The following is a 13,380-nucleotide window of genomic DNA, read 5'->3' on the forward strand; positions in this document are numbered from 1 at the left end:
AAGGAGGTCAACCGGGAATGATGGGTGGCCAGCAAGGAGGTCAACCATGGATGATGGGAGGCCAACAAGGAGGTCAACCGGGAATGATGGGAGGCCAGCAAGGAGGTCAACCGGGAATGATGGGAGGCCGGCAAGGAGGTCAACCGGGAATGATGGGAGGCCAACAAGGAGGTCAACCATGGATGATGGGTGGCCAGCAAGGAGGCCAACCGGGAATGATGGGAGGCCAACAAGGAGGTCAACCGGGGATGATGGGAGGCCAACAAGGAGGTCAACCATGGATGATGGGAGGCCAACAAGGAGGTCAACCGGGAATGATGGGAGGCCAGCAAGGAGGACAGCCGGGGATGATGGGAGGCCAGTATAGAGGTCAACCAGGAATGATGCCAGGTCAATTTGGAGGTCAACCAGGAATGATGCCAGGTCAATTTGGTGGTCAGCCGGAAGCAATGTTACCTGGACAAATGGGAGGCCAACCAGGTCAATTCGGGGGCGTTCGTGCACCTGAAACGTTTGGAATGCCAACTTATGTAGATGAAAGCGATGACTACTAATTATCAGCAAGACAGTGTATTTTACACTCGTCTCCTCTCTTATTTAAATCGTAGGCCAAAGAATATCCACCATCTTCAAAGTAGTGTCTATTTAATTACCTTTGAAAAGGATCCTCCGCTGATTCTTAAAGGATTTGACAGTTTTGAAAAGTGGGATCGACAAAGAGAATTGACTTCTTTGTTAAAACAAAAGGGATTCACTCAAACGTATTATATTCATCAGAATTTAATGCCTTTCCAATTTGAAGGGAAATGGTATGGCAGTATAGACTATTTGCCACCTAGTAAGAAAAAATTCCGATATTCCAATCAAAAGGATCGCCTTGAAGGAATTCAGTTACTTGAAAGCTTCCATGATGTTTCGGAACATCTGTATATTAAAGCGCCAGTTTTTGATCAATTAAAAAAATGGAAAGAACGGTTATCGCTATTCAAAAAGAACTTTTCTTATATTCGCCAATATGTTTCCGAAGAGATTATTAAGGAATGGATTGGCTGGGGTGAGTGGGCCCTTGATGGTTTTGAAAAAAATCAGTCTTTGTGGAATAAGGAAAAAAAAGTAATCATTCACGGTGATTGTGCTCATCATAATTTTTTGCGGAAAGCAGATGGCACCTTAACCTTAATCGATTTTGACTTAATGGCCAGCGCTCCAAGGTGCATTGATTATTTACAGTATGCAAATCGAATATCCAATCATTTAGAAGACGCTGCTACGATGTTATGGCAAATACCTCAACTGAAAAAATATCAATCAGACCCAGCCTTTTTATATGCTTTAACTTATCCAACGGATATTTTCCGTGAATGGAACCGCCAAAATAAAAGTTCTTCTCAGCTTCATTCTGTTTGGAAAATGACGGTGGAAGATTTTTCAGAGCGGATGGAGATGAATGAAAAACTGAAAGAAAAGATTTCCTCCCTAAATAGGAAATAAAACGTGCTTTTGGCCGTAACTAACAGAGTAAAATCCCCTTTAGACAACCATGATAATTATGAGCGAAATATAGGCTCTATTGTAATGGGGAGGGTTGTTGGTGCGGAAAATAAAATGGATATTACCGCTTTGCACGGTATTAGCTGCCACAGGCTTGGTTGGGTGCGCTAATAATAATGCAGCGGAAAACGAGAATATTACGAATGAGACAGGATATCATTCCACTGAAAAAGATGCGTTAGTTCGCAACATTAATTATCAGAATGTGGTTCAAGGCCTTTACAACAAGGATGATGAGTATAGTAAGCGGGATCGTAATTACCATGGTCATGAAAGTAAACCACTTCGGGCTCGATCATCATATTATAATGCGTATGAAGGTGAATTAGCCGACCAAGTTAATGGGGTGGCCAATTCAGAGGATTCAGTTATTGACTCCCGGGCCATTATTATGGAAGATGAAATGCTTGTAGCCTTGTTGCTCGATGACTACAACCAGGCAAAAGCTGTTAAAGAATCAGTAATGAAAAAAGTCGAACCACTCACTGAAGGCCGGACCCTTAACGTAACGACTGATAAAGGCGTGTATTTCCGGACAATGACACTCGATAACAACCTTCGTGATGGCGATACGAGAGACTCAATCATTCTGGATGCCAATGACATGTTCGATAACCTAAACATTCATGAAAATCATTTACAATGATTATGTGAAGCTGACTTAATTTTTGGAGTCAGCTTTTTTTGTTTTATCAACCCGGCCGGATTTTTTCTGGTTAATAATCCTAATTTCGGGTCAAACTACTTAAAAAGTAAACTCCCTTAAGAGGTGAGAATATTGACTAATCAACTTAGAATTCAGTTTTTCTTGACACTTTTTATACTGCCATTTTGCTATACCGTTTTTGCAGAAGAGTTGGTGCAACAGGAAAATAATCCAATTGAAAGAAAGGTAATTCTTCAGCGTATGTATCTTGATGGTGAGTTAAGTGAGGAAAAATTGACAGAAACAATTTGGACGATGGAAGACTTTTGGTTAAAATATCAAGGCTGGAAAGTAGTCGATCAGAATGAAGACCAGATTGTACTTAAGAAAATAGAAAATGATATATCTCCGCTTTTAAAGGCAAATGGATATCTAGGCATGAAAAAAGATGGTACGTTATCCATTTTTATTGGTCGACCGGAGCACGCTAAGATCATTCATACTTTCTACCAAATAGACGTTGGTAAACTCGAAGTATACAAGCAAGAAGAATTGCAAAAAGGCATACCAATCGTGAATAAAGACCAATATAAACAGCTCATTAAAGAATATGAGCCATATTCGGTAAATTAGGATGGGAATAACACCCGTCCTTTTTGTATGGGAACAGGTTTTTTTAAAAAAGTGAATTTCATTCAAGTGGAAAAATTATATCACCGTTTTTCAGCAGAAGCATAAAACTCCAATAAAATAAACAAGGTGTTAAAAGGTAGCAAGATCTAGGGAAATAGCCCTGATCAATTGCTAAATAACTTTTAATAAACTTCCACCCTTTTTTATGATAAAATGAGAGGTACAGCAAAATCAGGGAGAGAAATAATTTGTATGATTATATAAAAGGCAAGGTCGATTATATCGGACCTGAATACATAGTTGTGGAAAATGGGGGGATCGGATATCAAGTGATGACGCCGAATCCTTTTATTTTTTCCGCTCAATATCAAAAAGAGATTCAAGTTTTTCTGTATCATTATGTGCGAGAGGATATGGCCGCATTTTACGGATTTCAGACTCGTCAAGAAAAGGCATTGTTCACCAAGTTGTTGAATGTTACTGGAATTGGGCCGAAGGGGGCGCTTGCCATATTAGCGTCAGGCCAGGTCGATCAAGTGGTGCAAGCGATTGAAAATGAGGATGAAACGTTTCTTGTTAAATTCCCAGGAGTCGGAAAGAAGACGGCACGCCAAATGATTCTTGATTTAAAAGGAAAACTCGAGAACATAATTCCGGATGCGTTTCCAAACTTGTTTAACGAAGGTATTACAGCGGCAATCAGCCAAAACGGTTATACCGAGGAGCTGGATGAAGCCATTCTCGCCTTAAAGGCTCTTGGTTATTCTGAGAAAGAAATTCAAAAGGTCGCAAAGAAATTACAAACGGAAGAAATGACGACCGAGCAATATATTAAGAAAGCATTGCAAATGATGTTAAGATAAGGAGTGGCGCAATGGAGGAGAGAGTATTCAATCAGGAAGCCGATTTGAACGAACTATCCTTTGAACAAAGCCTGCGACCGCAAAACTTAAAGCAATATATTGGACAGGATAAAGTGAAGGCGAATTTGAGCGTGTATATCGAAGCGGCAAGGATGCGTGAAGAAACGCTAGATCATGTTCTTTTATATGGACCCCCAGGACTTGGGAAGACGACACTAGCTGTCATCATCGCCAACGAAATGGGTGTCAATATCCGCACGACTTCCGGGCCAGCCATTGAGCGGCCGGGAGATCTGGCGGCAATTTTGAGTGCGCTCGAACCCGGTGATGTGTTATTCATTGATGAAATTCACCGTTTGCCTCGTGTTGTCGAAGAAGTTCTATATCCCGCTATGGAGGATTTCTGTCTTGATATCGTAGTCGGCAAGGGACCAGAGGCACGTTCGATCAGGATCGACCTGCCTCCGTTTACCCTCGTTGGGGCCACGACAAGGGCAGGTTCGCTGTCGGCACCGCTCAGGGACCGTTTTGGCGTTTTGAGCCGTCTTGAATATTACACGGAAAATCACTTGACTGATATCATCATCCGTACGGCAAGAATCATGGACACGGAAATGGATGATCAGGCCGCAGGCGAGCTTGCTAGAAGATCACGGGGAACCCCAAGAATTGCAAACCGTCTTTTGCGTCGGGTCAGGGATTTCGCCCAGGTCCGTGGAGATGGGACGATAACGGCAGAACTCGCCGATTATGCACTTGAATTAATGCAGGTCGACCGTTTAGGACTCGATCATATTGACCATAAATTACTTAAAGGGATTATTGAGAAATTTCGTGGTGGTCCCGTTGGGTTGGAGACGATTGCAGCAACAATTGGTGAGGAAGCACATACGATTGAAGATGTGTATGAGCCATATCTGTTACAGGTCGGTTTTCTACAACGGACCCCAAGAGGACGAATGGCAACGCCGCTTGTTTATGAGCATTTCGAAATGGAGATGCCTGAAGGATGAATGTACCAAAAATGGTTATGATACTTGGCGTGATTATATTTGTGATTGGTTTTGCGATGAAATATATACATCTTGGTAGGCTGCCGGGAGATATTTTGTTCAAAAAGGGGAACACAACTTTTTACTTTCCAATCGTAACATCAATCATTGTCAGTGTTGTGTTGTCAGCTATTTTTTATCTAATCAGCCGTTTTAAATAACAAATTACTGCTTTGATAGACAGGTTAGGAAGTGGAACAGATGAAATTGGATATGTTTGATTTTCATTTACCAGAGGAACTAATTGCCCAAGTTCCTTTGGAAGATAGGGAAGCAAGTAGATTGATGGTGCTAGACAAAGTAACTGGTGAGCTTCAGCATGATGTGTTCAGTCATATCACGGAGTATATTAAACCTGGTGACTGTCTTGTGTTAAACGATACGAAAGTACTGCCGGCACGGTTATACGGCAGTAAAGAGGAAACAGGTGGAAAAGTAGAAGTCTTGCTGTTGAAACAAGAACATGATGATGTATGGGAGACACTTGTAAAACCAGCGAAACGAATTAAAGAAGGCACGACAATCATCTTTGGCGATGGTAAGCTGAGTGCCGTCTGCACAGGTGTACTTGAACATGGCGGTCGAATCCTAAAGTTTCAATATGAAGGTATCTTTTATGAGATATTAGAGGAACTTGGCGAAATGCCGCTACCTCCATATATCAAGGAACAGCTCGACGACCAAGACCGTTATCAAACGGTATATGCGCGTGAACGCGGGTCGGCTGCAGCCCCAACGGCAGGGCTGCACTTTACGGAGCATTTGCTTGAGAAACTTAAAGGCATGGGCGTTCATATCGCTTTTATCACGCTTCATGTTGGACTAGGTACGTTCCGCCCAGTCAGCGTGGACGATATTGATAGTCACGAAATGCATTCTGAGTTCTACCAAATGACCGAAGGAACAGCCCGATTACTGAATAAAGTTAAAGAAGACGGTGGGAAAATCATCACGGTCGGTACTACGTCGACGAGAACGCTGGAAACGATTGCGTCTCGTAATGATGGAGTTTTTAAGGAAGAGAGTGGCTGGACGAGCATTTTTATTTATCCTGGTTATGAATTCAAAGGGATTAATGCGATGATTACGAATTTCCATTTACCAAAATCAACTTTAATCATGCTTATCTCCGCCCTCGCAGGCAGGGAGCATGTTCTTCATGCCTATGAAACGGCTGTGGAAGAAAAATACAGGTTCTTTAGTTTTGGAGATGCAATGTTAATTAAGTAATATAAGAGTGTTATGCTCTTGAAGGGAGTTATTGCGTTGACTGCAATACGATATGAGTTAATCAAAACATGTAAACAGACAGGGGCACGGCTAGGTCGTGTTCATACGCCGCATGGTTCATTTGAAACACCAGCATTTATGCCGGTTGGAACAATGGCTACTGTCAAAACGATGTCACCAGAAGATTTGAAACAAATGGGGGCAGGCATCATCCTAAGCAATACGTATCACTTATGGCTGCGTCCTGGACATGAAATTATCAAGGAAGCTGGCGGATTGCACAAATTCATGAACTGGGACAGGGCGATATTAACCGACTCTGGCGGTTTTCAAGTGTTCAGTTTGAGTGAATTCCGTAAAATTGAAGAAGAGGGCGTACATTTCAGAAACCATATCAATGGTGATAAATTATTCTTATCTCCGGAAAAAGCGATGGAAATACAAAATGCACTTGGCTCTGATATTATGATGGCATTCGATGAATGTCCGCCATTCCCGGCAACCGAAGAGTATATGAAGAAATCAGTTGAACGGACATCACGCTGGGCAGAACGCTGCTTGAATGCGCATGAGCGTCCAAAAGATCAAGGGTTGTTCGGTATCGTTCAGGGTGGAGAGTTTGAAAATCTTCGTAAACAAAGTGCGAAAGACCTTGTCTCCCTTGATTTCCCGGGTTATGCTATTGGAGGATTATCTGTTGGGGAACCTAAGGATATCATGAACCGCGTCCTTGAATTTACAAGTCCATTACTGCCAACTAACAAACCGCGTTACCTAATGGGGGTCGGTTCACCGGACTCATTGATTGATGGTGCGCTCCGCGGCGTAGATATGTTTGATTGCGTACTCCCTACACGTATTGCACGTAATGGTACGTTGATGACAAGCAATGGCCGACTGGTTGTGAAAAATGCGAAGTATGCTCGTGATTTTGGTCCAATAGATGAAAATTGCGATTGTCATGTTTGTAAAAATTATAGCCGGGCTTATATCCGCCATTTGATTAAATGTGAAGAAACCTTTGGTATTCGTCTTACGACTTATCATAATCTTCATTTTCTGTTAAACTTGATGGAACAGGTCAGACAAGCTATTCGAGAAGATCGCCTTGGAGACTTTAGGGAAGAGTTTTTTGAACAATATGGTTTCAATAAGCCAAATGCAAAAAACTTCTAATTCCATAAATATTTTAAAGAATGAAAGGAGTGAAGAAAAATGGGTAGTTTAACACAAATACTTCCGTTAATTTTAATGTTCGTATTGTTCTATTTCTTATTAATCCGTCCGCAACAAAAACGCCAGAAGGCTACGCGAAACATGCAAAGCAGTTTGAAAAAAGGTGATAAAGTTGCAACTATCGGCGGCATGCACGGAACAATCGATGCAATCGATGAATTGCAAATTGTCATTAAATCACCAGACGGTTCAAAGCTTACATTTGACCGTGCTGCCATCCGTGAAATTACGGAAAGCGCACCAAATAAAGAAGTAACTGTATAAGACAAACTAAAACCGGGCTATTGTGCCCGGTTTTTTGCTGTGGTTTTAATTGGTTCGCGATTCTGAACTCATATTTACTCCAAGCACGCCACCCATCATGGCTGTGATCACAAAACAGCCGTAATAAATCCATTGCTTGATGGTGAAAAGTGCATCATTACCTAAATATTGAAAAAGAAACACAACTAAAAGGTAAAGCAAACCAGTACTTCCACCTAAGAAAAGTCCTTGCTTTTTCCCTTTACCTCCTGAAATAAATCCACCAATGAACAGCGATAAAAAGGACACAATCATGATCACGTAGGTCAGGGATGATTCCGTCAATGAAGTAAAACGAAGAAGGATAGAAAAGAGTAAGCTTGCAATCATCGCTATGGCAAAGATGGAGCCGACGCCATAGATTACGGCGACACTCATTTTTTTAGTTTCGATGGTTATTCCCCCTTTTTAAAAGGCTGATACATTTAGCCTGTTGATGTGTTTGTACAAGCATATTCTTCTATTGGAACCTTTAGACCTGGTTTAAGAAGTTCTATGAAATTTGAAAAAGAATATAGAGTAATTTTTCATTTCCAAAGCCATGCTATGGATGAAGGAAGTGTTATTGAATTGGATATCTATCTAGGTATTATTTTTCGAACGACGGTAATCTATTTAGTCATCTGGTTCCTTTTTCGATTGATGGGTAAGCGGGAAGTAGGAGAACTGAGCGTTCTTGATTTAGTGGTATCTATCATGATAGGGGACATTGCTGTGCTATCCTTTGAAGATTTGGAAAAACCGTTTATCCGACAGACTATCCCAATGTTTGTCCTCGCGACCCTCCAAATTACATTAGCATTCATCTCATTGAAAAGTGTCAAGTTTCGCTATTTCATGGATGGTAAGCCACAGATCATCATCAATCAGGGGAAAATAGATGAAAAAGCGATGCGCAGACAACGATATAATTTTGATGACTTATTGACCCAGCTTCGTGAACAAGGAATTATTGATTTAAACGAAGTTCGATTTGCGATCCTTGAAACTTCAGGAAAGCTCTCGGTGATTAAAAATAGCGAAGAAGAAAGGTCGGAAAGTGAATCAATACCCTATCCGCTAATAGTCGACGGAGTGATACAGGAAGAAAATCTTAATAAAATTGGAAAAAATCATTTTTGGCTTCTGCATCAGTTAAAAGAACATGGGGATACAAAGGTTAAAGAGATATCGATTTGCGGATACATAGATGGCCAATTTTACATTGATACAAATGAAACGAAGAAATAACCGAAGCTGCTGTTACTTCGGTTATTTCTATTTCCATGCAAACCTTGATAAAAACACGCCGATTACAGGGATTCGAATTAAGTCTGCTTTTTTTATGAAGCCAGTCAAGAGCATGAAAAATGTGAACAGCAGGAACACAACGGTAACGGAAAGCAACAGTCGGGTTCCTAGAGGCTGAGAGGAGAGTGGATCTTGATAAATATAATAACCACCCCAACCGGAAATTAATGCAATAACTAAAGCCAACATATAACTCCGAAAATGAAGTGTAAAAGGAACAACTTTTAACACAGTTGAAAAATGCAGAAAGGTAACGAGCATCGAACCGACTGCTATTCCGATTGCGGCCCCCATAATACCGAAACTTTCCTTGGATGCCAGCAGCCAGATTACACCAATTTTAAGAATGTTTCCTGCAAGGCTGTTAAACATTGCGGCTTTTGCAAGGTCCAGTGCCTGAAGCATCGACTGCAACGGATATTGAAAATAATAGAGTATGAAAAAAGGTGAAAGAAATTTAATGAAAACAGCAGCGTGGGAAGAGCCATACATTACTTGTAAAATCGGTTCAGCAAAGATGAACAGAGTGACGACAGCTAAACAACCTGTAATAAAGGTGATTTTCAGGGCTTGCTGAAGCCTGTGTTCAACGAGTGAAAAGTTTCCTGTTGTCCTTGCTTCACTAACAGCAGGAACAAGTGCTGTAGCTAATGAAGCCGTAACAAAAGAAGGAAGCATGAGCAAAGGCAGTGCGTAACCTGTTAACTCTCCGTATTGACTGGTAGCGGCGGCCGCGGTCACACCGGCAAGTGCCAAACTCTGAGCGACCACAATTGGTTCAAAAAACCAAGAAATTGACCCAATCATCCTGCTTCCAGTTGAAGGCAGGGCAATCCCCATCAATTCAGTAAATGTTCCTTTCCCGGATTTGACATTTTTGAAGAAGCCTTTCCGGAATTTAAAATGTTTCTTTAATTTAAAGCTTGTCAATAGGTAGACAAGTGATACAAGCTCACCAATTATTGAGGCAAACATTGCGCCAGCTGCGGCATATTCGATTCCGTATGGCAAAAAGGCCTTTGTCAGGACGGCAATGAAAGTGATACGGGCTACCTGTTCTATAACTTGTGAGAAAGCGAAGGGCTTCATATTTTGCTTGCCTTGGAAATAACCGCGCAAGACAGATGAAATAGCGATAATTGGAACAATAGGGGCAATCGCCATAAGCGGCCATACCGTTCTTTCATCTGTGAATAAATATTCGGATAGAACCGGTGCAAAAAATAGCATCGCAGGAGTAAAGATCATTGATAAAGTAAATGTACAGGCCAAAGAGACGACAAGGATTTTCTTGATTTTCCTTTCATCACCTCGGGCATTGGCTTCGGCCACATATTTGGATATGGCGATTGGCAGGCCTAACTGGGTAATGTTGACGACAAGAAATAGGGTCGGTAAAGCCATCATATATAAACCAACGCCTTCTTCGCCGATAAAACGGGCGATGACGATGCGGTTAATGAACCCAAGAACCCTTGTTATCAGGCTTGCGATTAATAAAATCAGCGTCCCTTTTAAAAACTTAGACATTGAACTCCCTCCCTGCCTTCTCAAAAAAGCGGTTATGCTATACAATTATCTATATGCTTGTACTTGGACAAAGCATGACAAAAGTGTTTGCGTTCTTACAAATGATCGAATTTCCTTCTTAGAAAATGCGCATTCAATTGAGAATCATTTTTACTGGAGGCAAAGTGATGACGAAAAAGAATCACCCATATCAACGTTATTATGTAAAGGTACGTCCATTCTTGAAGAGCAAACGTGAGGAATTCCAAATGGTTGGATTGAATGCTGTTACAGAGGAAGATATATGGGCAACCTTAACCAAGAACAAATGGAAGCGGCCTCAGGAAAACATTCACCTTCACGAACTCGTAGCCGACATTGTGACATTTTCGAGCAACCAGTTCATGACCTTTCAAATGGTCGAAGCTTATAAATCACCAAATCTTTTTGAACCGCTTTCTGAAGAAGAGCTTAAAGAACTTTTGAAAGAATAAAACTGCGAAATACTTAAATTGACAGCAGTTTGTAAATGAATCATAATAGATATGGTTATGCTTTTTTTTGGAAAAAGAGTATGGAGAGCGGTGTCTTTTTTCTAACGATTTGAAGAGAATGCAACCTTATAAAACGAAAAAAAATGACAGTTTTTGAAACTCCATGAACAGGCGTATTATAGAAAGGGGCCTACTACATAATGGTAAAAAGAAGCAGAATCGTTGCGTTTTTTCTAATCGTACTTTTGATTTTCGCAGCGATGGGAACGACTTCAAAAGGAATCCTAAAGGATATCAAGCTGGGTCTTGATCTTCAAGGCGGTTTTGAAGTGTTATATGAAGTAAAACCGCTTTCTGGGGAAAAGATCACTCCGGATGTTTTGAGGGCTACAGTAAGCTCACTGGAGCGGCGTGTCAATGTATTAGGTGTAAGTGAACCTAATATTCAAATCGAAGGGAAAGACCGGATCCGTGTTCAATTAGCCGGTGTTAAAGACCAAAACAACGCTCGGGAAATCCTTTCGACTCAAGCAAAATTATCGTTCCGTGATTACAACGATAAGGAAATGATGACCGGTGCTGACCTGAAAGAAGGCGGCGCGAAACAAACGTTCCAAGATAATAAACCGGTTGTTGAAGTCACGCTGAAAGACGTGAATAAGTTTAAAGAAATCACTCAAAAAATTTCCTCAATGGAAAGCCCGACAAATGTACTTGCAATCTGGTTGGATTTCGAGGAAGGAAAAGATTCCATTAAAGATACAGCTTCACAAGACAATATGATTTCAGCTCCAGCTGTCAGTGAAGTTTTTAATACGAAGAAGGTGTATATTACCGGTCAATTTACGGTGGAAGAAGCGAAAGAGCTTGCAGCCCTTCTGAATGCAGGTGCGCTGCCTGTAGATTTAAAAGAAAAGTACTCTACTTCTGTAGGTGCCCAATTTGGTGCAGGTGCACTAAATGATACTATTTTTGCCGGAATCATCGGAATTGCACTTGTTTTTATCTTTATGCTTGTGTATTACCGCTTCCCAGGATTCATTGCAGTCGTCACTTTAAGCATCTACATTTTCTTGACGCTATTAGTGTTTGATTGGATGAATGCAGTCCTTACGCTTCCTGGTATTGCGGCATTAGTACTCGGAGTTGGTATGGCTGTCGACGCCAATATCATAACCTACGAGAGAATTAGGGATGAATTGAAACTTGGTAGATCTGTTAAAGCAGCCTATAAAGAAGGTACGAAAAATTCACTTAGTACGATCATGGATGCCAACTTAACAACCTTGCTGGCTGCGGCCGTTCTGTTTTATTATGGAACAAGCTCAGTTAAAGGGTTTGCGACTACTTTGATCATTTCGATTTTAATGAGTTTCATTACAGCCGTCTATGGTACACGTCTTTTCATGAGCCTGTGGGTAAATAGTGGGTTCTTGGACAAACGTACAACATGGTTTGGCGTGAAGAAGAAATACATTCACAATTTATCTGAGAAAATTAATTTAATGTCATTGCCAACTCGCTTTGATAAAATCGATTTCGTCAAACATAGGAAAGTCTTTTATAGTATTTCAATCGGTGTTACCCTTATCGGGATTATTTTCTTGTTCGTCTTTAGATTAAATCTTGGTATTGATTTTACTAGTGGTACCCGCATTGAGATTGCGTCCAAAGATGTTTTAACGACTCAGCAAGTCAAAACCGAAATGAAAAAGGTCGGTATTGCTGCGGATGATATCAAGGATGTTAGGCTCGCTGGACAAGAAAATAAAAATGCTGTCGTTCGTACAGTCGGTGTGCTTAATAAACAGGAAATCGCTGAGTTGAAGGACTACTTCAAGAAGGATTATGGAACAGAACCGAATGTCAGCACCGTATCCCCGACAGTCGGAAAAGAACTCGCGAAAAATGCTATGTTTGCGTTAGCGATTGCATCACTCGGCATTATCTTGTATGTATCCATACGATTTGAATGGCGGATGGCTGTTCCTGCCGTCGTAGCGCTTATACATGACGCGTTCTTTATTATTACGATATTTAGCCTACTTCGACTTGAAGTAGATATCACCTTCATTGCTGCGGTTCTGACGATTGTCGGTTATTCCATCAATGATACGATCGTAACCTTTGACCGTATTCGTGAAAACCTACGCTTCAGTCGTAAAATCAAAACCGTTGAAGAGCTTGAGAATATTGTAAATATCAGTATCAGGCAAACATTGACGAGATCCATTAACACCGTACTAACCGTTCTCATTACGGTTATCGCGTTGGCGATCTTCGGTAGTGAAGCTATCCGAAACTTCTCAATTGCCCTGTTTATCGGTTTAATATGTGGCGTGTATTCGTCTTTATTAATCGCATCTCAATTCTGGCTTGATTTGAAAATCAAAGAATTGAAGAAAAAAGGACCACTGAATACAGCAAAAGAAAAGAAACAAAGTCTTGAAGGACAAGTTTAATATGTGAGAGGGGGGGCTGGCATGATGCCAGCCTTCTTTTTGTGAGACTAGCTTTTTGAATTGGGAAATACAGCCATTTTTGAGTTTAAAATAAAATTGAAACCGTTATTG

Annotated in this window: 14 protein-coding genes; 12 read left to right on the forward strand and 2 right to left on the reverse strand. The window is 41.0% G+C overall.

The genetic code is table 11. The features are described 5' to 3' along the window. Positions 1-543: 543 nt before the first annotated feature. From JFU50_RS17800 to yajC, 9 genes are all read left to right on the forward strand, one after another. Entirely contained in the window at positions 544-1,491 is a 948-nt protein-coding gene (locus JFU50_RS17800; RefSeq protein WP_201223505.1) for a phosphotransferase, read from the forward strand. 100 nt (positions 1,492-1,591) lie between these two features. After that, positions 1,592-2,197: a YhcN/YlaJ family sporulation lipoprotein gene (locus JFU50_RS17805; RefSeq protein ID WP_201223507.1), complete on the forward strand. Its 606-nt coding sequence runs from the start codon at positions 1,592-1,594 to the stop codon at positions 2,195-2,197. 132 nt (positions 2,198-2,329) lie between these two features. Further along, a complete protein-coding gene (locus JFU50_RS17810) occupies positions 2,330-2,830 on the forward strand; it encodes an intercompartmental signaling factor BofC (protein ID WP_053347138.1) in 501 nt (166 codons plus the stop codon). A 248-nt stretch (positions 2,831-3,078) separates the two neighbouring features. Next, positions 3,079-3,693, forward strand: a complete 615-nt coding sequence (gene ruvA, locus JFU50_RS17815) for a Holliday junction branch migration protein RuvA (protein ID WP_056528317.1) — start codon at positions 3,079-3,081, stop codon at positions 3,691-3,693. Positions 3,694-3,704: 11 nt separating this feature from the next. Further along, on the forward strand, positions 3,705-4,706 hold the full coding sequence (gene ruvB / locus JFU50_RS17820; RefSeq protein ID WP_201223509.1) for a Holliday junction branch migration DNA helicase RuvB: 1,002 nt from the start codon (positions 3,705-3,707) through the stop codon (positions 4,704-4,706). Further along, positions 4,703-4,906 carry a DUF2905 domain-containing protein gene (locus tag JFU50_RS17825; protein ID WP_201223511.1) on the forward strand — a complete coding sequence of 68 codons (204 nt, stop codon included), beginning with the start codon at positions 4,703-4,705 and terminating at the stop codon, positions 4,904-4,906. Before ruvB ends, JFU50_RS17825 begins: the two co-directional genes overlap by 4 nt. A gap of 40 nt (positions 4,907-4,946) precedes the next feature. Further along, complete coding sequence (gene queA, locus JFU50_RS17830) at positions 4,947-5,975, forward strand: tRNA preQ1(34) S-adenosylmethionine ribosyltransferase-isomerase QueA (protein ID WP_201223513.1); 1,029 nt, start codon at positions 4,947-4,949, stop codon at positions 5,973-5,975. A 36-nt stretch (positions 5,976-6,011) separates the two neighbouring features. Continuing rightward, positions 6,012-7,151: a tRNA guanosine(34) transglycosylase Tgt gene (tgt, locus tag JFU50_RS17835; RefSeq protein WP_056528321.1), complete on the forward strand. Its 1,140-nt coding sequence runs from the start codon at positions 6,012-6,014 to the stop codon at positions 7,149-7,151. Between the two features lie 39 nt (positions 7,152-7,190). Then, the gene (gene yajC / locus JFU50_RS17840) at positions 7,191-7,475 is read left to right on the forward strand and encodes a preprotein translocase subunit YajC (RefSeq protein WP_053347132.1); all 285 of its coding nucleotides are present in this window, start codon (positions 7,191-7,193) and stop codon (positions 7,473-7,475) included. 45 nt (positions 7,476-7,520) lie between these two features. Here the strand turns inward: yajC and JFU50_RS17845 are convergent, their stop codons facing one another. Then, entirely contained in the window at positions 7,521-7,892 is a 372-nt protein-coding gene (locus JFU50_RS17845) for a TIGR04086 family membrane protein (RefSeq protein ID WP_056528324.1), read from the reverse strand. Positions 7,893-8,060: 168 nt separating this feature from the next. On the opposite strand from JFU50_RS17845, the gene JFU50_RS17850 reads away from it, so the two are divergent. After that, the gene (locus JFU50_RS17850; RefSeq protein WP_201186010.1) at positions 8,061-8,744 is read left to right on the forward strand and encodes a DUF421 domain-containing protein; all 684 of its coding nucleotides are present in this window, start codon (positions 8,061-8,063) and stop codon (positions 8,742-8,744) included. Between the two features lie 27 nt (positions 8,745-8,771). Here JFU50_RS17850 and spoVB read toward each other — a convergent pair whose 3' ends face one another. Next, positions 8,772-10,334 (reverse strand): stage V sporulation protein B, encoded by a 1,563-nt coding sequence (spoVB, locus tag JFU50_RS17855; RefSeq protein ID WP_201186008.1) that lies wholly within the window; start codon positions 10,332-10,334, stop codon positions 8,772-8,774. Positions 10,335-10,501: 167 nt separating this feature from the next. Here spoVB and JFU50_RS17860 point away from each other — a divergent pair, with 167 nt between their 5' ends. Together JFU50_RS17860 and secDF are read left to right on the forward strand one after the other, a co-directional pair. Continuing rightward, entirely contained in the window at positions 10,502-10,807 is a 306-nt protein-coding gene (locus JFU50_RS17860; RefSeq protein WP_053347128.1) for a post-transcriptional regulator, read from the forward strand. 200 nt (positions 10,808-11,007) lie between these two features. Continuing rightward, complete coding sequence (gene secDF, locus JFU50_RS17865; protein ID WP_201223515.1) at positions 11,008-13,269, forward strand: protein translocase subunit SecDF; 2,262 nt, start codon at positions 11,008-11,010, stop codon at positions 13,267-13,269. The last annotated feature ends 111 nt before the right edge of the window (positions 13,270-13,380 follow it).

This window comes from Peribacillus sp. TH14 (assembly GCF_016651145.1).
In the GTDB taxonomy this organism is placed as follows: Bacteria; Bacillota; Bacilli; order Bacillales; family DSM-1321; genus Peribacillus; species Peribacillus butanolivorans.